Origin of the sequence: Pseudobutyrivibrio xylanivorans (assembly GCF_010906925.1) — a bacterium.
Lineage (GTDB): Bacteria > Bacillota > Clostridia > Lachnospirales > Lachnospiraceae > Pseudobutyrivibrio.
This window is the reverse complement of record NZ_VTVE01000003.1, coordinates 185,148-207,293: the sequence shown is the minus strand read 5'-3', so window position 1 is coordinate 207,293 and position 22,146 is coordinate 185,148. Positions and strand designations below refer to the sequence as shown.

General features: G+C 37.1%; 17 protein-coding genes. 2 read left to right on the top strand and 15 right to left on the bottom strand.

Annotation, left to right across the window (positions count from 1 at the left end; genetic code table 11):
- Positions 1 to 41 precede the first annotated feature (41 nt).
- On the bottom strand, positions 42 to 1,529 hold the full coding sequence (locus F0Q01_RS10305; protein ID WP_090488660.1) for a DUF6056 family protein: 1,488 nt from the start codon (positions 1,527 to 1,529) through the stop codon (positions 42 to 44).
- A gap of 34 nt (positions 1,530 to 1,563) precedes the next feature.
- A complete protein-coding gene (locus F0Q01_RS10300; RefSeq protein ID WP_090488658.1) occupies positions 1,564 to 3,063 on the bottom strand; it encodes a hypothetical protein in 1,500 nt (499 codons plus the stop codon).
- A gap of 101 nt (positions 3,064 to 3,164) precedes the next feature.
- Here F0Q01_RS10300 and F0Q01_RS10295 point away from each other — a divergent pair, with 101 nt between their 5' ends.
- Positions 3,165 to 5,489, top strand: a complete 2,325-nt coding sequence (locus F0Q01_RS10295) for a YfhO family protein (RefSeq protein WP_090488656.1) — start codon at positions 3,165 to 3,167, stop codon at positions 5,487 to 5,489.
- A gap of 57 nt (positions 5,490 to 5,546) precedes the next feature.
- On the opposite strand, the gene F0Q01_RS10290 is transcribed toward F0Q01_RS10295, so the two are convergent.
- Together F0Q01_RS10290 and F0Q01_RS10285 are read right to left on the bottom strand one after the other, a co-directional pair.
- On the bottom strand, positions 5,547 to 6,620 hold the full coding sequence (locus F0Q01_RS10290; RefSeq protein ID WP_090488654.1) for an acyltransferase family protein: 1,074 nt from the start codon (positions 6,618 to 6,620) through the stop codon (positions 5,547 to 5,549).
- 5 nt (positions 6,621 to 6,625) lie between these two features.
- Positions 6,626 to 8,329, bottom strand: a complete 1,704-nt coding sequence (locus F0Q01_RS10285; RefSeq protein ID WP_090488652.1) for a glycosyltransferase family 39 protein — start codon at positions 8,327 to 8,329, stop codon at positions 6,626 to 6,628.
- Positions 8,330 to 8,531: 202 nt separating this feature from the next.
- On the opposite strand from F0Q01_RS10285, the gene F0Q01_RS10280 reads away from it, so the two are divergent.
- Positions 8,532 to 10,385 (top strand): sulfatase-like hydrolase/transferase, encoded by a 1,854-nt coding sequence (locus F0Q01_RS10280; RefSeq protein ID WP_090488650.1) that lies wholly within the window; start codon positions 8,532 to 8,534, stop codon positions 10,383 to 10,385.
- Between the two features lie 59 nt (positions 10,386 to 10,444).
- On the opposite strand, the gene F0Q01_RS10275 is transcribed toward F0Q01_RS10280, so the two are convergent.
- The 11 genes from F0Q01_RS10275 to hisH all read right to left on the bottom strand — a co-directional run bounded on the left by F0Q01_RS10275 (position 10,445) and on the right by hisH (position 22,043).
- Positions 10,445 to 11,002, bottom strand: coding sequence for a hypothetical protein (locus tag F0Q01_RS10275; RefSeq protein ID WP_090488648.1), 558 nt, complete (start codon positions 11,000 to 11,002; stop codon positions 10,445 to 10,447).
- A gap of 123 nt (positions 11,003 to 11,125) precedes the next feature.
- Positions 11,126 to 12,685: an aldolase catalytic domain-containing protein gene (locus tag F0Q01_RS10270; RefSeq protein WP_090488646.1), complete on the bottom strand. Its 1,560-nt coding sequence runs from the start codon at positions 12,683 to 12,685 to the stop codon at positions 11,126 to 11,128.
- 43 nt (positions 12,686 to 12,728) lie between these two features.
- Positions 12,729 to 13,397, bottom strand: a complete 669-nt coding sequence (locus F0Q01_RS10265; RefSeq protein ID WP_090488645.1) for a cytidylyltransferase domain-containing protein — start codon at positions 13,395 to 13,397, stop codon at positions 12,729 to 12,731.
- A gap of 223 nt (positions 13,398 to 13,620) precedes the next feature.
- The gene (locus tag F0Q01_RS10260; protein WP_090488643.1) at positions 13,621 to 15,042 is read right to left on the bottom strand and encodes a hypothetical protein; all 1,422 of its coding nucleotides are present in this window, start codon (positions 15,040 to 15,042) and stop codon (positions 13,621 to 13,623) included.
- Between the two features lie 6 nt (positions 15,043 to 15,048).
- Positions 15,049 to 16,014 (bottom strand): glycosyltransferase, encoded by a 966-nt coding sequence (locus F0Q01_RS10255; RefSeq protein WP_090488641.1) that lies wholly within the window; start codon positions 16,012 to 16,014, stop codon positions 15,049 to 15,051.
- 26 nt (positions 16,015 to 16,040) lie between these two features.
- On the bottom strand, positions 16,041 to 17,060 hold the full coding sequence (locus F0Q01_RS10250; protein WP_143096656.1) for a hypothetical protein: 1,020 nt from the start codon (positions 17,058 to 17,060) through the stop codon (positions 16,041 to 16,043).
- 48 nt (positions 17,061 to 17,108) lie between these two features.
- A complete protein-coding gene (locus F0Q01_RS10245) occupies positions 17,109 to 18,071 on the bottom strand; it encodes a GNAT family N-acetyltransferase (RefSeq protein WP_090488638.1) in 963 nt (320 codons plus the stop codon).
- A gap of 47 nt (positions 18,072 to 18,118) precedes the next feature.
- The gene (locus F0Q01_RS10240; protein ID WP_090488637.1) at positions 18,119 to 19,276 is read right to left on the bottom strand and encodes a glycosyltransferase family 4 protein; all 1,158 of its coding nucleotides are present in this window, start codon (positions 19,274 to 19,276) and stop codon (positions 18,119 to 18,121) included.
- Positions 19,277 to 19,361: 85 nt separating this feature from the next.
- The gene (locus F0Q01_RS10235) at positions 19,362 to 20,591 is read right to left on the bottom strand and encodes a glycosyltransferase (protein WP_090488635.1); all 1,230 of its coding nucleotides are present in this window, start codon (positions 20,589 to 20,591) and stop codon (positions 19,362 to 19,364) included.
- Between the two features lie 50 nt (positions 20,592 to 20,641).
- A complete protein-coding gene (locus tag F0Q01_RS10230; protein ID WP_090488632.1) occupies positions 20,642 to 21,412 on the bottom strand; it encodes an AglZ/HisF2 family acetamidino modification protein in 771 nt (256 codons plus the stop codon).
- Positions 21,413 to 21,431: 19 nt separating this feature from the next.
- A complete protein-coding gene (hisH, locus tag F0Q01_RS10225) occupies positions 21,432 to 22,043 on the bottom strand; it encodes an imidazole glycerol phosphate synthase subunit HisH (protein WP_090488630.1) in 612 nt (203 codons plus the stop codon).
- Positions 22,044 to 22,146: the final 103 nt, after the last annotated feature.

Below are 22,146 nucleotides of genomic sequence, written 5' to 3'. Positions count from 1 at the left end.
TACTTATAATAACTTTATACTATTAATTCAGCCATCAACCATTATTCATGGTCAGTATAATAAAGTGTTATTGATTTTTTGCCATAATAAACATTTGGCATAATAAACTCTCTATCGTAAACAATGCTTGGATCAACTGCATATGTATCCCCATCTGTTAATCCCATTTCAAAGCAATATCTACTCCATGGTAATATCTTGTCTCTGTAAATAACCACATCATCTTCTTCTGAGTTTTCTATTTCAAGCATTACCCCATCCCAGAAGTTGTAGCTTTCTTGAATCAAACCTCTATTTCTTAAGATATCTACCTGAACAACATCTAAATATGCATAATTCTGAATCAATGTCACATAAGCAAACATTATTAATGCAGCTGTAACACCAACTTTTTCTTTTCCGGAAAATTTAATGTCAAATTTATATGCCAGCCATTGTCCTAAGTAGATACACATTAATGCCAGTCCAATCTCTATACAATAATCGAGAATGTACTCCATTCTAATATCTAAATAAGTGTTTCTAAAATCTCTTCCGTAAACATAAGGAAGCATTGCACCAAAAGTAATAATGATAAACAGTGCCGCTGTCTCAATCACTCTTGTAGGCTTCTTTAATTCCTTATTAGAGACAATTCCTATTATTATAAAAATAATTAATAAGATAACTGCTAAAGGATGATCAACGATCAAATCCTGCAAACGAACAACTATATCAATAATAGTCTGAATCAACGAACGCATGAAATTGGACTCTAAATTGTAGTACTCTCTTCTTGCGAAATTTCCTGGAGACAATACACAAGATACTCCCAAAGCTATGTAAAGCAACAGTGGAAATAGGTGCTTTATTTTAAGCTTAATGCTTTCGCTCTTTCTCTCATCCCAATTCAAATAGTAAATGTAATATAGATATGTGATACCAAGTAATACATCGCATGTCTCAATTGTTGCCGGGAAAATACCAGCCACAACCATAATCCAATAGTACTTTGTCTTCTTTTCAGGACGATCATTGTAATAAATCATCGCTGCAATAGTCACAAAGGCAAGTGATACTGGAATTGGATATACCATAGCTCCGATGTAGAAGTTGAAGCACTCGCTATAGTAATAAGTTGAATAAAGCAAAGCTATAATCAAGAAAGTAACTAAATTAACATACTTGCTATCTTTGCCAAGCACTCTCTTTGCAATAGCTTTTAATCCATAGATTGTAAGCAAGGTCGTAATAATAAATACAACAATCATATATATTCCATATTTATGACCTAGATGCTGATGAGAATTCAGCGGGTTAATTAACATCTGAATAATCTGGCTAAGCCATCTTCCGCCCCAATCAGCCCACATAGAAAAACCTCTATACACCGATTGAGAAAAAATATTTCCGCCATCTACACGTGATGCTGCAGCGAAATCATCGCTGGCTGGCACCGCGTAGTAAATACAAAACATCATAGGCACAAAAACTATCAAGTAACCCAACACTTCAAATATCTTACCTATATTGTTCTTCAAGATTTTCATCTCTTTGCTCCTTTATATTGGGAGTCATCCCATTTTATTCTATAAATAACTCTATGCTATTTTTACCGAAAAATCTTGCAACACCCTGATTGCAACCACAGTAGTACACATCATCAGCAATCGGCCAATCACTAATGCCATTATTGGCAAGGCCAACTCCATATACATATGGACACCAGTCAATGTCTTTTCTGTATACCTTTACATCTTCATCTTCACTGGCTTCTATTTCATTTAAAATATCATCCCAGAAATAGTAAGTCTCTTTAATCAACTCAGCCCTCTTGCATATGTCTACTGGGACAAATGCAGTGCTGTAAGGATTAATCTTTGTTCCAATAAAAGCAACTATAAACAGACATGCAAATGAAACAACTAGTCGCTTAAGCTGTAGCTCAATATTAAACTGTAGTGCCATCCACTGACCAAATCTAAATGCAATTACTGCCAATCCTATAAATACAATATAGTCTTCTACAAAATAAATTCTGTTGGCAAATTCAGACTCAAAGTCTTTGTTAGAGCCTAGTACGTATGGATAGACAGCGCCAAAAGCCGAAGCAAAAACCGCTATAGCAGACAAAATCAAAATCAATAGGCTAGGCTTCTTTTCTGGCTTTAAATATATACCAAGACAAATAATTCCTAGGAATATAAATAAAATCCATGGTTTATTGGCAGCCGTAAGCACACCTCTATATATTACACGCTCTATAGTTACTACTGCTGCTTTAAAGAATTGAGGATCCGGCACATCATAGCCAAAATATCTCTCATACTCAATTCTATCATAGTTACCAGGAGCAACTACTGTTACGATACCGCTTACAACATATAAAATAAGAGGAATCGATTTTTTCTTGACTGAATCTCCATCCTTCCAATTTTTAATAAAAACATAAATCAAATAGAAGGAACCTGTAGCAATGCAATTCATAAGACTGGAACAAGTAACTACTCCGATGACAATCATCCATATATAGTCCTTTTTCGCCCTAGTCTGAGTGTATTTAACAATGTTGCCGAAATTGATAATGCTAAACATCATCATAAGAGAATAAGCCGGCACACCAGACCACCAGTTGTATACGTCATTGTAGTAATAACAACTAAAAATAATCAGGGCCACCAAAAAGGTAAACACATCATGAACCATATGGCTCTCTCGCTCAGATATCATCGCTATCAATCTTCTGATGCCAACAAGAGTTGTGATAGTAATAATCAAAAAGACTATTACCATAAAGATACCAAAGCTATGTCCTGCATTTTTAAACCAATATAATGGATTGAAAATCACCTGAATTAAAATTGCGATGGTGCCTGACTGGCCAAACCAGTGCAAGTAATTCCATTCCATTCGCTTGAAAGCCTCTACAAATATATTAGCTCCCCACCAGTTGGTACCAAGAGCATAATCATCATTGGCTGGCATAGAATAAAACACAGCATAAACAAATGGTGCCAATAACAGAATATAGCCAATAAGCAATATCCATCTATATGCTGTCATGCTTTTTAATATACGTTTCATCGTGCCTCCTAATCAGCCTCATTTGAATTATATCTATATCTTAAAAATAAATAGATTCGCACACTTCTCACAAGTTTACATAATCCTAGAAATTATATCACATGCCAGAATCCTTATCAAACTTACTGAAATATGCTAGAATTGGTGTTAACAATACAGTTTGCGAGGTTAACATGACATCGAATTTCAGTATCAGAAAAATCTTTTCTAATAAAGTGGTACTTACTGGGCTCCTTTGCTTTTTATTAGCATTTTTGTCCCTGATTATTTTTGTCATCCAAGGGGATGGCTTCCTTATCATCCGAGATGATTTCAACCAGCAGCAGATTCCATTTACAACTGGACTTCACAATTCCATTATTGACAGCGGACTTTCTGGATTTAGCTGGTGTGTTGATTTAGGCTCGTCCACCCTGCAGGCCTATAGCTTCTATGAAATGGGTAGTCCATTCTTTTGGCTCAGCATGCTTTTTCCCGTTCATGCTTTTCCTTATGTTGTTGCATGGATATATATGCTTAAATACACAGTGGCAGGAATATTTTCATTCCTCTATTTAAAGAGATTTTTAAAGGAGGAGAATTGGGCAGTACTTGGAGCAGTACTTTACGCTTTTTCCGGTTTCTCAACTGTCAATTTAATGTACTACCATTTCCACGATGTAATAGCACTTTTCCCTCTCCTATTAATCGGACTTGAGATTTTGATTGAGAAAAAGGACAATCGACTTTTTATATTAAGCGTATTTTTAAATGCCTTCTTAAACTATTTCTTCTTTATCGGGGAGACAATCTTCCTCATAGTTTATTACCTCTTTAGATTTTCAAGAAAAGATTTAAAGGGCATGGCAAAAGAAATCCTACGCAGTATATCAGGAGCTCTACTTGGTGTTGGTATGGCAGCTGTGCTATTCATTCCAAGCATCCTCTACATCATGCAAAACAGCAGAAGCAAGTCTGACTTCTCTTCAGAGGGGTTGTTTAACAATTTAAGATATATTCTTTTCAATTTAAAAGGAATCATACTACCTGCTGAATCTATGCCGGATATGAGTGCCATTTTCCCTTCGAAGTTTTATTCTACCGCCGCATATCTGCCAATGATTGGTTTGGTATTAGTAATTGCCTACATCATCAAAAAAAGAGATTGGCTCTCTAGATTATTAATATTTTGTCTCGTAGGCGCTTTTTGGCCAGCTATTGGCAATGGATTTTTCCTTTATATGGACTGTCAAAATAGATGGTGGCATGCATTTGTTTTGATGATGGTTCTTGCATCTTGTTTGGTTCTTGAATCTCTTGAAGACTACAAAGCTGCCATTAAAGTAGGTAGCATAATCAACAGCTTGTTGATTGGTCTTTTGTTTATAACCGTTTTCTTTTTCTTTAAGGATCCAGAAGGAGCATCTACCGTATATTCAGCCAGCAGGTTTACTGTCTATACCGGCATAGCCTTCCTGGGTATTGTAGCAACTGTCATTTGCCTTACATGCTTTAAGAGAAATTATAAAATTCTAATCCTTGGTGTCAGTGGATTTGCTGTGGTAACAACAGCTTTGACTTTATATGTATACCGGTCAAAGGGTTCAGACACTTCCTCATACAAGGAATTATATGATGTTGCATGTCAGATTGATTTACCAGATGATCAATACCGAATAAACAACGCTAGCAATGTAGTATCTATGGTTAATAATGCTTCTGGATTTTCACTTTTCACCTCAACAGACAGCGTGGGGGTTACCACATTTGAGGAGATTTTCGATTATAGAGATGCTGTAAACGGATTAAATAAAAATGAATACACTGGTCTGGCTCAGCTTTTAGCTGGAAAATATTATCTTTCCACTGAAGCTGATGGCAACAATGTTGTGGCGACCTATGATTCCAATGGAATTACCTACTATTTACTTGAAACAAATGCATGCCCTATTGGATACAAAGTAGATAGCTATATTTCAGAAGATGATTTAAAAAGCTTGCCAATTGAAAACAGAGCCATCGCTCTTTTACAAGCGGCAGTTGTTTCTAGTTCTGATGACGCACCAGCTAGTGTAAGTGCGGTATCGGCTAGCGATATCAATTTAGATGCTTCAATAGATGAATTAGTCGATAGGGCTAAAGAAAATGCTGTTTTTGATTTTTCCAAAGACGGTCACGGTTTTTCTTGCAAAAGCAATTATGATAAGACCTCTACCCTTTATTTCAGCGTACCATACGACACTGGTTGGTCAGCTGCAATAGATGGCCGCAAGGCTGACATAATCCAATCTGGCGGTATGATGCTTTTAGAGGTACCGGCGGGCCAGCATGATATCGTATTTACGTATGTTACTCCATACTACAAATTAGGCCTCTGTATTTCGTTGGTTTGCTGGGTTATATTCTTGATTCTTCTAGCAATCAATAAAAAAACAAAAAACTCATAAAAATAGCACTCCGTAAGGTTAATTCTAACCAACACACGGAGTGCTTTTATTTTATATTTATAGTTTTTCAATACATTTTGTAAAAAGCGCCTGCATATATCGTCTTATAATCTTATCGTATACAGTGGCTATGACTATGGAAGCAATTATATTAAATAAGGCGTAAAGCAATATCCATAACACAAGTCGATCATATCCATAGCTTTCTTTTATCCAGGCGAACAAATCCCATCTACCGTATTGACGAATGATTATATTGGCGTGAAGCATATATATAATCAAGCTTAGACTTGAAATATAGTTAACAAATGGATTGTAAAAATCTCCAGAATGAGCCAGACCAAATGCGCCTATTCCAATAAGTACAAAGGATGGATTCATAATTGTATCCCAACGCATCAACTGGTCTGATAGCAGGCTCACCTTGAATCCAAGGAAATCTGTGGCTGCAAATGACATAAGCCACAGGCCTATTCCCGCTAATAAAATCTTAAGATTCAGGCTCTTGTTCATATATTTCTCAGCGGCATATTTTTTAATATATCCTACCAAGAAATAGAATCCGCAAAAACCAATCAACTCAGAAAAATAAAACATTGTATTTCCCATAATGAATCCCATACAGTTATACATTATGAAAAACATAATATTAAATCTAAGAAGTGTTTTTTGATTCATAGTCTCAAGTGCTGCATGCAAAAGAGGATGAATCATGTAAAACAATACAAAGCATGTTAAAAACCAGCAATTGTTGAATGTAGCAGGAAAAAATTGCTTTACTATGTACTTTATAGAAAAGCTATATCCCAGAACCAAAAAAACAATAAGCATTAGGATAGAGCAAAACCATGAATCAGCTAAAAAACCTGCTATCTTACTCCTCTTGGCCTGCTTGCTATCTACAAGAAACCAACATGATGCTACAAGGAAAATATCATTTCCTATTTGACCCATATTTTTAAACAAACCTGCTAATAGTAATTGCCAATTGGTGGTCACAGTATCGATATCAATATAGCTAGCTCCTAGAGAGCCATCTCCATCTGGCATAGAATGACTCAAGATAATCATCACTATGGCTATTACTTTCATCAGCTCAATACTAGAATTTCGTTTTGTTTTTTCACCCATTTTTCTTACCTACTAAGTAAAACAAAATCTCCTTCTTCTGCAACAACAGTTGAATAGTTTTCTACAAGGTACTTGCCCGTTTCATTCTCCAAAAACGACTCATACTTTGGATTTCCCTTATCAATCAAAACATAATCAGCCTGATTTTGAGGGTTAATCTCATAGTAATCTAGTAGCTTTGTATTAAGCTGAGTCCTAGCGAAAACTGTGTATGTACCCTGTTTTGCATTGCTATTTAAATAACCCGTACTATTGCTTCCGAATGCAACTAAAAGTCTATCATCTTCTGTTACATTTTCAGTCACTAATCTATAGCAAATTTCATTTGCGTCGTAGTCTTCTGGCAAAAGAATTATGCCCTTTAATTCTCCATCTGTAACCATATATCTAAGGGATAATACATCTTCATATCCACCATTGTGCTCTGCAACCCAAAATCCCATAAAGAATAGAGCTACTAAATTTATAAGACCGACTAATCCTGATAAAATTTCTTTATTCTTTGTGATGATTAGTATATCTGCTACAACTACATACACTGCCATGTGTCCTGGCACTGTGATATCTTGGTTGGTAGATAAAGACCAAACAAACTGGGATACAGCAGAAACTGCAAACATAACCCAAAGAACGTATAGCTCATCACTATTTGTATTGTTGTATGCTCCTATTCTTGTAAATTCATTATCTTTTCTTTCAAAAGCCAAATATGGGAACCAAAAGAACAGTATCAAAATAGCATAAATAAATCTTGAATTTGATATACTATTTATCCTTACCAAGCATACAGCTGCTAAAAATCCAAACCAATATAGTGTAAGGACAATAGCCTCAGCCACTTCTGACACATATCTAAATCTTCTTATGATAGCTATAGCACAAATTGGTAAATAAGCGATAACAGCAAAAACCAAATAGCTAACAAGGAGTACTCCCAATCTATATAGCAAGCCATTTTCATAGTCCTGATCTCCCAAATTTCCAATTTGGTTGAGAACATTTCCAAGACCAGATGTGCATTGAATATAAACCACAACTGCAATCCCTATTACAAAGCAAGTGATGATATATAATGCTAGACTTTGCTTTTGGATTTCATTTCTATATATGCCCACTATCAGTAACGCAGTTATGGCAAATGCCATAATTATCATGGTAGGATATGCCAAAATCGCCACACAGGTAGCTATTCCAGCAAAAATAAAATACCAGTTCTTTTTTGTCTCCTGATATCTGATGATAAAACAAATAAGAAGCATGATTGCCAAATCACAATATGATTTGTAAGAGAAATTCTTCCATCCCATCACAAACATATAGTAGAAGATACTAGCTGCAAAAGCTCCATCTTCGTAGACCGTCTTTTTGATTGTAAAGTATAGATATATAGCAACCAACAGTCTACAAATCGTATATACGATTCGCATATACAATACTAGGCCTATATTAATACCTGCACTGGCAAATAAAGGCGCTAGCACTTGATAGTATAGAGCCAACAGTGGATAGGCCAAAATGCCCCCAGTCTGAAGAGCCTCCCAACTATCTGTAAAGAGTCTCTGTCCCTGATAAAACCCCTTGTAAATGCTAAGCAATCCATTTTCATCTACATAGAAGCCCACGTTTAGCACGTTAAAAGACCATACTAATACGAAGATGCCGATTATAACTTTGAAAATTATTTTTTTATTATCAATCGCTTCACGCATAATTACTCTCCTGTGTATAAATATACATTCTCTAACATTTTATACTATTACTGTAGCTTATGCTAGTAATTATGCCTTTATAAGCTCAGTATACTTATAAAAAATAGTGCAAAATTAAATTGATAATCGAAAAAAAAATTACTATACTGATTCTGATAATCATGTAAATTAACATTATTGATTAGAGGAGTTATGAACAATAATGAAAAAACCAATTCTTAAAATGATACCTAATATTTTGGTATACCTCTTCCTCGCATTACTACTAGTTTTATTTGGAACAATCTCTTATTTTACCAACACTTGGAAAGAACTTACATATCAAGAGATTCTATTTCACCTAAAGACATCTATCGAAGGAACTAACCCTGATATGATAATTTCAGGACTTGTACACTATGGCATCCCAATGCTTTTCCTATTCGTTGTACTAGTCGTTATTCTTCATATAGTTAAGAAAAAGAATCCTAAGATAAAAATGATAGTAGCTGCCGGTATGCTTTTAGTGTTATTAGTGGCAAACATTTTTAATATCATTAGATTCAACAACAAAACCAACGTTATTACAGATTATATTAATTCCAAAAAGGGAATTACCGGCCCAGATTTTGTTGGAGAAAATTATGTTGATCCAGCAACCGTGTCACTTACCTTCCCTGAGAAAAAGAGAAATCTCATCTATATATATTTGGAATCCATGGAAATGACCTATGCTGATAAAGAAAATGGCGGCGGATTTGATTTTAACTGTATTCCAAATCTCACAAAACTAAGTGAGGAAAATGATAACTTTTCCGGTGATAGTAGCACACTTAACGGTGGAATAATTCTTCCCGGCATGCAATGGACTACAGCTGCATTATTTGCTCAATCCAGTGGATTGCCTATGCAAATGGGAGTTGACGAATCCAAATCTGATAAGAGCGATGGTTTTTTCACTGATATGACTGCCATCGGTGACATCCTTCAAAATGAGGGATATCAAAATATGGTTCAGCTTGGTTCATCCGCCAACTTTGGTGCTATCGCAGCATTTTTTAAGGATCACGGAGACTTTACCATCCACGATTTAAACTGGGCATACGAAGAAGGATTAATCCCTTCCGACTACTATGTAAACTGGGGCTATGAGGACGAAAAGCTATTTGACTATGCAAAGACAGATTTACTAGAACTTTCCAAATCAGACCAGCCATTTAACTATACAATGTTTACTATAGATACTCATTTTGAGGACGGCTATGTATGTAGGCTATGTGGTCATGAATTTGGAGATAATCAATATGCAAATGTAATGGCATGTTCGGATAGACAGGTTACAGATTTTGTTAACTGGATTAAGCAGCAAGATTTCTACGACAACACTACCATAGTAATTACCGGAGACCACACTACTATGGATTCTGATTTTTGCGATGACGTAGCTGATGAATACCAGCGCAAGACTTACACCTGTATTATTAATTCAACAGTTTCACCAGAAAAAGAAGAATTCAGAGAATATGCTACCATGGATTTATTCCCAACCACACTTGCAGCACTTGGAGTTGAGATGTCATCTAATCGCCTAGGTTGTGGTACCAATTTATATAGTTCTGATAAGACCTTAATTGAGCAATATGGCAAGGATAAATGTAATGATGAGTTTAGCAAACCGTCTAAGCTAATTATGGACCTAGCAAATGATGCTTTTACAGATGAGGATTTGGCAAAAGCTCAAGAAGTATCATATATGGAAGTTGCCGATGAAGATGGTACTATTCGCTTTAGATTACAAGATGCTGATACACTTAATATGTCCGATGTAAGAAGCCTAAAGCTATCTGTCGTAGATTACGCAGATAATGAAAAGATATATGATTTCGATATGGATATAGAAGCCAACCGCGTTGGCTGGTGTGGTGTAGTCCATTCAGAGATTCCGTATGATCATCTAGACCAGTTAATGTGTCGTGTTTATATCTCAATTGGAGATTATGAGAATTATATATTCAAGGACTTTGCTCCTGTAGTATTTAAGATATGGGATATAAAAATGGATAATTCAATAGAGTAAGACTTAAAAAAATGGATGTACTTCATATGAAGTACATCCATTTTTATGATTTGATTTAATTAGTTCTCATCAATCTTGAAAGCTGGTGAGTCAGGTGTCTGAACTGCAACTGCGCCTGCCTTTGGTCCAACCTGTCCAACCTGGAAATCATATACGCTATAAATTGTAGCCTGCTTTGCCCAAGCATCATTTAAAGTAGGAACTACTCTCCATGACTGCTCCTTAAGGTGTGTAGCATAGTACATGTAATAGCCAATGATATTGTCGCCAAGCTGTGGCTGAAGATCTGTATTTCTAGATGCGTATACATCTACGTTGAAAGCTGCGCTAGGCTGTCTCTCTTCCCAGATACCGCAGTTGATGAAATGAGCAAATAAAATATCATCAATTGCTGGAGTATAGTAGTCATATCCATAGAAATGAACTACATCCAAGTATACTGAGCCGTAGTACTTAGCATCAAATACAGTCTTGATAGTAGCGATTTCTTCTGCTGTAAGCTCTCTCTTGTAAGCATCACCTCTACTTGCAGCTGATACATTTACAGTAAATACTGAGAATGCCATAAACATTGCAAGTGCAAAAGAAACGATTTTTGTAAATTTGAATTTTTTCATATTTCCACCTCTCATTATGTAATATTACTAATACCTCAAATTTAATGTAGAGTAACATACTCTAACATGAGTGTAACGTTTAAAAATGTCTAAATCAAGTTATTTTTCTGAAAAAGTGGTGAATTACTGATATTCGGATTCGGTGATAAAGGTTTTATTGATTCCTTCAAACACTGAATCCAATATTCTCTTAGTGTTTTTACTTCTTCCCGGATCATCCTGATGACCGTCTAATGAATCATCTACAAAGTTGAGCTTACCATTTTTTCTACCATCAAAACCGGCAAACATAATATCCTTTTGTCCAAGCTTTGATAAAAGATTGATAAGCATAAGTGTGGAATCATCATTATACTCATCGTTAAAATAAACTAATTCGTTGTACTCAAATGCCATATCGTAGCCTTCAATATCTCGCATAAGATTTGAAGTAATAGCAAGCTTTGTATTGTCACGAGCATCTGTAATACTGTCATAGCGCTTCATGTTTGTAAGGAAGACGATGTCAGCTCCCGTCTCTGGAATAAAGTTGACAGCTATTGTACAAGTATCATCTTTGTTGATTGATTGGATTTTGTCTTTTGCTGTCTTAAGGCTCTCTCCTGGTGCCATAACAAGCACATTCTTATATCCTGCAAGAATCTCTTTGAGAGTCTTTTTATCTTCTTTATCATCGTATTTAACATCCATGTAGTCCATGTAAAGCTTATCAATGTATTCTTCGTTAAATGTCTCGGCCTCGCTTGCATCTACCTGAGATAAAATACGCTGTATATCTTTTGTCTTAAGACGCTTTTTATTAATCAAATGCTCTGCATAAGTCCTATGTAAATAATACTTGGCAGATAATGCATATGGGATGGCATATCCCCATGGCTCCTTAGCCTTAATTGGTGCAATATAGTCGTCGATAGCATCATAAATAGGCTCGAGAGTATAGCCAGTAGCATACTGTTCGTTCATGTAGTCTGCAATCTGCTCTATGCAAAGGTTTCCTGGAACACGACCCATTCCAAGTAATGAACCATCTATAACAATCTTTCTAGTAGGACTAGCAATCTGAGTCATATGCTGTGCCAAATTGTACGCTAGTCCAAGATTCTCATGAAGATGAACACCTATAGTGATATCTGGAAGGAGATTGTTCTCTACCAGATAATATCTATGAGACAAGTCATTTACACGCATAACGCCAAATGTATCTACAATAGAGAATCCATAAGGATGAAGCTCATTAACCTTCTCAAGGACCTCAATGTATTCCTTGTCCGAATATACGTTATTATTAACTGGATTAATGAATACCTTGTATCCCTTGTCCATCAGGATACGCGCAGTCTTTAGACCCCAGTCAAGTCTCCATCTCTTAAATGAAAGACGGATAAACTCAATAGTGCCATCACATGGTTCCAAATGTTCAAGGTCAATAAAATCTGCCATTAAAGAAAAATGAGAACGTCCCTTGTCCTTTGGAAGAATTCTTTTTACATCTTCAATTGTGTAATAGCGAGCAGTGTCCTTGTCACAAACACTATCCCATAAAAAGCCAACCTCAATAATATCTACACCAGCTTCAACAAGGCTCTTTATTGTGTTCTTAATTACCTTCTCGCCAAATTTTCCCTGTACTATGTGCCCTCCATCACGAAGAGTACAATCTAATAATCTAATATGCTGTTCCATAAACAATCCCTTTCTAAATCTTTTTCCGGGTTTGGAACTCCTTTTATAACTTACCCTTTGATTTTAAGAATGTATATACTGCATCTGCCAGCTCAAAATCATCTGCATTATCAATATCAACACACTCTGCTGCATCACACTCAACAATATATGGATTAAGACCACATCTAGCGTGAGTCTCTGCAAAGCATTCCTTCGTAAATACGTATGGAGATGGATTCTCAGTATAGTATGCCTCCATGTCCTGTGTACGAGGAGGGTTGCTCAAGTCAAAATTAAATGGCTTGCCATCCTTCCAGAAGAATGTCTGATGCTTCTGACCTGCAAATGCAGATGAAGCCTTGCCCTGCTGTACAGCTTCGATACATTCCCTAATATGCTCAACACTTGTAAATGGTGCTGTAGCATGGCAGAGAATATATACATCAGCCTCAACTGTCTTTACAAACTCCTCATAAATTGCACGACCCTTGCAGAATTTGTCATCTAAAAATGTAGGACGCTCTAAGAATTCTACACCCTCTGGCAAATATTCTTTTATGGCTGGATTACTGCAATAGCAATAAACCTCATCAATGCAATCGCCCTTAAGGGCTGCAAGCTTTTCTGTGATTACTCTAACAAGTGGAGTGCCATCTGAAAAACACTTTGTATTTTTGCCTGGAAGGCGCTCATTATTCATCTTAATAGGAACAAAAGCTACTGTCTTCATTTTATTTCATCTCCTAGTCTTTCTCTCGGCAGTTACATTCACAAGCCTTAGTGTATATCTCGCTAGTTACGGCAACAAGCCTTAGATACTCTTTGTCGCACTAACACGTGCTTACAAAGAGCACTAAGAGCTTGACGCCTACTAGCTATTTATACTCTATGAATAAATACTAGCTTGTGAACTACTGCCTATTTTTAGTATTTGAATAAATAATATTCTGACTTTACGATTTTGGCGAAGCCAAAATACCATCTATAAAATTACAAATATTTTTCATGGCGTTAGGTTCGAACATGCCATCTGGCTCGACTTTGCCTGCGCCATCATTTTTTATAAGTGAGATAAGCTCATCTACATTATCAACTAAAGGAACATTTTTCTCCTCTATAAAATAGCGCATATTAATAGCTGTATCGCCAAAATTCAAAAGCACTGTCTCGCATCCAAAACCGATGGCCTCCCAAATAGAGGCTGTTCTAGTACCCACGCAAAGCTTACTCTCTGCTAAGTACTTAAAAATGTGATTATCTGTATTATCAATCACCTCTAGCTTATCATTTACAAGCCATGGGAAACGCTCTTTGTAATAGCTAAATTCATGTGGATGTAACTTATAGATGATGTGATATTCATCACCTATTCTATCAGCTAGCTCACTTGCTATTTTACTAATCTGCTCACCCTCAGCAAGTGTGGAAATAAAGCAAATTGTCTTCTCATCTCTAGGATATTTGGCCTTGTATTTCTCACGCTCTCTCTCAAAGAAAGGAAAGCCCACTGTAACAAGTGGAATATTATCAGGAAGATGAACTATATTGTCCTGGGAATGACTATAAATAAGCTCATAATCAGGAAGCACAGATATCCTCTCTTCAGGATTAAACTGCATAGGTGTATGAGTTGGAAATGCAAATCCATGGGCATACTCTGCAGTTGGAATGCCTCGCTCCTTGCCAAGTGCACTCATAGCAAATGATTCCATGGAGTAATAGCACAGCTCCATAATAAGCTTTGGCTGTGCCTTGTCTAAAATCCTAGCACAGTAGTCCTTCGTAATTACGAAGTAATACATTCTATCAGTCATGGCCTCAACCATTTCATCTAAAAGATCTGGACCAAATTCATTTTTAATAGCTGCAAATATGTCAGTGAACTTTTCTCTAATTTCAGCCTCGTATCTGCGACGCTTTTTGGTATTAAACTTTTTAGATAGCTTGACTGCTAAATTAGTCTTAAATGCCACTCTATCTGTGAAATACACATTATCCATACCATTAGGCTCCTTGTGCCCATGGTTAATTGGATGTTCAAGTATCACACTCTTATATTTTTTTGAAACCTCATCAAAATAGATGTTTTCAAAATAACCAGTATCTATATTTTTATTTCTTGCACCATCGCAGACAAATAGCACATCAACATTTTTATATGTAAATGGTCTGCATGCATTCTTAAGCATCTGAAATAGCTCTTTCTTCTGAAATGCAGTCTGCTGGCCATCCACTCGTCCCACGGTATCTCTCTTAATAGCATTATGAATCTCATAGCGATACAAAGACCAAATTGGGACTCCATCAACACAAATGGAATTACACTTATATGTTCTTTCAAATTCAAGGAAATTTTCTATTGTTGATTCCTTCATTACAAATTATTCCTTCTCTTCATTCACTTCATATGTTCTCTCAGAAATGATGTAGCGAGGTCTCTGCTTTGTCTCCATGTATGTCTTGCCCACGTACTCGCCGATTACACCAAGTGAAATAAGCTGGATACCACCAAGGAAACAGATGGCAACCATCATACTAGACCAGCCTGTCTCAGTATGCCCAAGGAAGTGCTGAACTATTGAATAAACCAAAAGTACCAAACTAATAAATGCTACAAAAATACCAAATCCAGTAATCATACGGATAGGCTTGACACTAAGAGATGTAATACCATCAAATGCAAGGGAAAGCATCTTTGAAAGAGGATAATGACTCTCTCCAGCAATACGCTCATTTCTTGCATAGTACACACTTGTGCTCTTGAAACCTACAAGAGGGAACATACCTCTAAGGAAGAGATTAACCTCCTTGAAGTTAGCAAACTCTTGAAGCACTCTGCTAGATACAAGTCTGTAATCTGCGTGATTAAATACAACCTCAGCTCCCATTTTATTTAAAAGCTTGTAAAAGCTCTCTGCTGTAAATCTCTTGAAAAATGTATCAGTCTGACGACTGTTGCGGACGCCATATACTATATCACAGCCATCCAAATAGGCATCAACCATCTCGTTCATAGCATTGATATCGTCCTGCCCATCACAGTCGATTGAAATAGTAATATCGCAAAGATCCTTTGACTCCATAAGACCTGCGAGTACCGCATTCTGATGACCACGGTTGCGGCTCTGAGTGATGCCGATATAATGCTCATCCTGCTTTGAAAGGTCCTTGATAATCTCCCAAGTCTTGTCCTTAGAGCCATCATTTACAAACATAACACGGCTCTTATCATCAATCTTATCAAGGCTAACAAGCTCATTGATCTTAGCCAAAAATTCTGGAGCAGTAATAGGAAGAACCTCTTCCTCGTTATAACATGGAATAACTATATAAAGTACTGGTTTCATCAATTCTCCAATCCGCCGGTTACGGCTTAGTTAAAAACTTTCTCGATAAAAGCATGAATAGAATAACTCCTGCGAATCTCTTCATTCTCCTGATATGGCTTGCTCAACCAATCTTCTCCAGGGAGGATAAAAGCGCTGTAATCCCCTGTCTTTTCAGCCTCATCAGCCTTTGCTGATAAATCAGACATGATTACATAATCATTATCATTGTAGAAATCATATTCATTTATATATGCATTATTGGTTACAAGCTTTAGCTTGGCGCCTACTGTCTCAAGAGTGCGCATTGTAAGTCCCTGCTGATGCTCCTGTGTTAAATCAAGGATTGCTCTAGTCTCCTTGCACTGCTGACGCATCTCATCATGGGTATATGGCTTGAAAGTGATAATATCCATATCCAGATTCTTAACAAGCTTTGGATCCTTGATTTTCTTTCCCCAGTATACCACCGGACTTAGGTACAATTTGAACAATAATTTTTTGTCTGGATTAGCTTTCTTGAATGCTTTTAAATATCTGTATCTGTATGGGAAGAAGGCCGATACACTTACATAATCATACAAGTACTCATCTGGCTTCTGCCAATCTGCTGCATCAAACTCATCTGTATAGAAAAGCGGAAGCAACTCGTATCCCATATCTGTATTTCTAACATCTACTGAGTCAAAATCATATCTCTTATCAAACAAAAGTCCCAGCTTGCCCTTGTGTCGCACGTACTCAACAGGGTCCCAGGTGTAATAAATCGTCTTTGCACCATTTTTAAGGGCTCTTTCCTTGATAGTAATAATGGTCTCTTCTGAAAGAACATTGCCCCTGATTACAAGGAAATAGTCATAACCCTCTGCTGGCTTTTCTGCAATTATTTGATTGGTCAACTGTCTGTTAAACTTTCCAAAGACATCCTTTTTATGGAAAATACTCTCCATATTTTTTAGGATTAAAAACTTAGCCTTTTTTGGTTCTTCATCATAGAATTTTACATGAGCTCCACGTGACTCTAGCTCATCCTTGAGGTTGGTCTGGAAGGAGTAAAATTCTGGCATTATGATTAATATATTTTTATCTTTTAAGTTCATTAGCACCTCTAAAAGCTATAGTCTAGCGATAGCTTCTTCTGCCTCTTTTCTGATTATCTCTGGGTTAAATACCTTGCGGAAACGATAATACTCAACTGGACGTCCGCCGTATTCTCTAAAGCTGTGGTTAATCTGCTTAACAACGCTTCCTTCGAAGTCAAATTTAAGGCCCTTTTCATGAGCAAGTTTTATTCCCTCATAAACTAGGGCTTCATAGGTCTCAAATTTAGCATACTCAGGCATAGGGCCGCCTGCATCTAAATATACTGCATCATCATCCCAGCAAAGGAATAATACCGACATTACGTTATCATTTTCATCATAAGCAGCGATAACCTTGCCTGCCTCATGCTCATAAGCTGCTGCGTAAAGGCTCTTCCACTGTTCCCTAGTAAATGGAACTGGAAGATCCTGCTTTGCAAAAATCTTTTCATGCTCTGTGTAGAATGTATCAGCATCAATCTCGCCAATTCTAAAAAGATTCTTCTGACCCTTGCGGATATTACGTCTATATTTGTTAGTGATACCAGCCTCTACCTTTTCCATATCAGATGTATCCTCGATTACATATGTCACACGAGGATAAACTGTATATCTTCTCCAAAAATATGGAAGGAAATTCTGGAATCTGTACTGGTAATTCTGCTCATATAAATCTAAGTTCATGGACTCAATAAAATCCATTGCTGCATTACAAATTTCTTCCTCATAGGCCTGAATCTTAGCGATATTCTGTGGTGCCTCTTTGTAATTTATAATAAGTCCGTTGGTCTGGGTAAGAGGTGGCTTTGTAATTCTAGTAATGCCATTCTTTTTTTCAAGATAATAAGGCATGGCAGCAAAAACATTGCCACCTTTCTCATATATCCACACATCCCAATTGTCAGCACCAATGATGGCATCTAGCCACCAAGGCTGAGAATATATGCATACATATACCTCTTTGCAAAACTTATCAAATAATTCTTTATTACTCATAATTAACAATCTACCTGGCTTTTGCCATATTCCTCTCTAAGGAAATACTATTGATATATCCTTCTTGCAATAACTTCATAATCAAACTGAAGCTTGGCAAATGCAAAAGATTTTGCCTTTTTCTGCTCTAATATCATTGGATTCTCTGTTATTTGCTTAAAGACATTAACCATGTCCTCTGTGCCATCAACAAAGAAATAATTATCTCCATTGCAATCACTATAAGTAGCGTCCTTATATGTGGCATGAGGATATGTCATATTAACACATCCGCAGCATATAGCTGTTTCAAATGTAGATGACTGTCCTCCTGGTTGACAATACAAATCTACGCCTGCCAAAAATTCCTCGATTTCTTTGTTTACTTTCCATCCCATGAAATGGATACGACTGTCAGACTCAAGAAGTGGTCTAAGTATAGACTCCATCTCTGAAGGAATTGAGCCAAATACAAACAGTGCAAGTCGTGGATCCTTGACCTGTGTAAATGCTTTCAAAAGCTCCTCTGTTCTCTTTCCGGCAGAAAGCTTTCCAGAGTGAGCCAAAATAATTGCATCCTTTGGCAATGCATATTTATTGATGATTTCCTGTCTAGCACTCATCTGTTGCTCATTCGAATAAATTATGCCACCTAATGCCATAAATTCCATTTTGTCATCAGGAATATCATATATGTCCTTGAGCCATTCTTTCATTTGAATGCCTATGTATAAAACCTTATCAACCTGAGGAAGTGCCTTGTGAACAAAATGCCCATGGATAAATTTGTAAAATGTCTTGCTGGCAAATGTCATGGCTGAGTTGGTGTAGTCCTCATGGCTATCCATGTAGAATAGGCACTCTGGATGCTCCTTGCAATACTTTGCAACATCCATCATCTCATAGCCACAGACACCGTGATATAAAATAGTATCAGGCTGTATCTCATCCAAATACTTTTTAAGTCTACGACATTTTTGGATTTTCTCTGTCCATAAATCACTAAATAAAACTCTATCGTATTTAAGACGAATGATGCGAGCACCATTTTCCATTATACGGTCTTCCTCTGGACCTTCTACAAGCTCACTGCCCTCATAATGATATACATCAGTGATAATAGTAGTGTCATGACCATCTTTTCTATTCATATCAATCAGGACATTTTCCTGATATAGCATACCCTCTGTAAAATGAGAAGGTAAAGCAATATGTAATATTTTCATAAATTCTCCTTGCATTTGTTACCTTAACAATCCTTAGTAACACTTCATTAGACTAACCGGACATCTTCCGTGTTTTATGAGATTGTTAGCTACAAATGTTATATATGTTTAGGTAATTATTATACATTACCTTATTGTCATAAGCGCTGACTGCAAATTCTCTAATCTGCTCTGATGATAGTCCCTTTGCCAATTGAGTCTCCACAGCTTTCTTAAGCAACTCTAAAGTAGCGACATATTTTACATCTGCATCACCTGCTATATCCGCCTTTACGAATGTACCGTATGGCTCTGGCGCAGTCTCTTTTGTTCCGCACTCATCAAGTCCCACAACTGGTGTTCCACAGCAAAGAGCCTCAATACATGTGGTTGGGAAATTTTCAGCCTTTGAACAGATTATAAAAATATCTGCCTCTGAGTACCAACGAGCCAACTCGTCCTGATTTTTGGTGCGAGCAATAAGCTGCACATTGTCAGATTGTCTCTTAGTCTCGTCTGCTCCTACTAAAACAAACTGAGTATCAGGCATTGTCTCCGCCAAGTCAAGAACTGTTTGGCCGCCCTTTCTCACATCCATAATGTTTGGAGCTACTGCAAGAACTAGCCTATCATCTGGATTTATACCGTATTCACTCCTAAGCTCTGCATCAGAAGGTCTTGGATAAAAGATACCGTCAGTATCTATTCCATTGTGAATGACCTGAATATTATATTTATAAAGGTAAGTCTCTTTTGTCTTGTCGGCAAGCCACTTAGATGGAGTGACTATAGCCTTAAGGTTGAGACCTTCCATACTCTTTTTCTTCTCAGATAAAAGCTTAGCAGTCCTGTCTATTCCAAAGGAACTAACATACTCATGGATATAAGGGCATTTTCCGCATCCACTTTTGTACTGCTGGCACTCGTATGCAAATCCACATTTACCTGTGTACATGTATTCACAGTGGAAAGTCCATACTACCGGAATCTGCTGCTCTTTTAAAAATTCTAAAAGCTGACCGTGATTTACAAAATAAGCATGTAGCTCATGTATATGAATCAAGTCTGGCTTGAACTCTTTTATGTATTCAATAAGTCTGGCTGTAGATTTTGGAGAATAGCATCCATTTTTTCCTGTAATCCTAGCAAGCAACGCATGCTTTTTTGTCTCTAAATCTATGCCAAATTTGTAAATGCCTGGTTCATCTATAACATCTCCACGGCCGTATGCAATCCTAGCCTCATGACCATCTGCATTAAGGCGAGAATACAAATCGTAGACTATTTTACCAGTGGAGCTATATTTGCAATTAACATCTATCAATAATATTTTCATAACACCTCATCAGTCAAAAGTACTGACAGTTTCTATTTATGATTTGAAAATTATTCTGTATATATACCAGCTTCTGTAAGTTCTTCCTCAGTTGGTGCTGTGATAAGCACCGCCTTTAATCTACCGTAGAATACAAACATGCTACCACCAGCTGCTGCATGGGCATGACCATTTTGGAGGGCATCCTTCAAATCAGAAATGCCACCAGCTCCACCACATGCTGTAACAGGAATGCTAACTGCCTCTACCACCTCATTGATAAGCTTTGTATCGTAGCCAGACATCATACCATCTCTGTCAATGCTGTTAAGGAAAATCTCACCTACCCCAAGCTCCTCAGCATGCTTCGCAAGCTCTACTGGAGTCATGTCGATAACCTTTGTACCATCGCAAATAACGCATTTGTACTGACCCTTCACAAGCTTTGCATCGATTGATGCTACAACAGACTGAGAACCAGCAAGTGCTACTGCATCCTTAACAAGCTGCTCATCCTCTACAAGGCTTGTATTTAAAACTACCTTTTCATAGCCTATAGCAAGAAGCTTTCTCACCTGATCAAGGGTCTTGATTCCACCACCATAGGAAAGTGGCATAAATGCCTCAGATGCCATATCTGTAAGGAGCTCAAAATCAGGCTCCACTCCTCTCTTGCTTGCTGAAATATCAAGCACTGCCATCTCATCAATACCCTTACGATTGAAAATCTTAAGAGCATTAACTGGATCTCCTAGGTATGTTGGCTTTTTGAAATTTATTGTCTTAATTAAGTCCCTGTCATCAATTAGAAGAACTGGGATAATTCTTGGTCTATTAAACATAGCAACCTCTTAACATTTTTTAGCATTTCTTAACGAAATTCTCTAATAATCTCATTCCAAAATCATGGCTCTTTTCTGGATGGAACTGCACGCCGTATACATTGCCTGAATGAACTGCACACGCAAATTCATATCCATAATCGCAAGTCATCATCACGTCCTCTGGATTAGCACATACCGCATGATACGTATGTACGAAGTAATAGCGCTGACGACCCTCAATACCATCAAAAAGTGGAACATCTTTTTTGAACTCTACAATATCCCAACCCATATGAGGTACCTTAAGGTTCATCTCCGCCGGAATATTAAATCTCTTACATTCAAAATCAATGAGTCCAAGGCCAGGAAGCTGTCCCTCCTCAGAACCATTTCCAAGGAGTTGCATACCAAGGCAGATGCCAAGGATTGGCTTGCCATTTCTTGCCTCTTCCTTGATAAGGTCCACAAGGCCTGTCTCGTTCAGCTTGCCCATACCTGCATCAAATGCACCTACACCTGGTAAGATGATTTTGTCTGCTGATTTTATTTTCTCTGGGTCTGCAGTAATTACGCTCTTTTCGCCTATAACTTTTAACATGTTGGCTATTGAGCCTAGGTTACCTAGACCGTAGTTTATAATTGCTATCATCAATCTAAACCCGTCGCCTGTTACTACAGGCTAATCTTTCTATTTATTTTCTACTGTTCAAGGTCAAACCGCATTCGCATTTTTGCTTCGCAAAAATACTCAT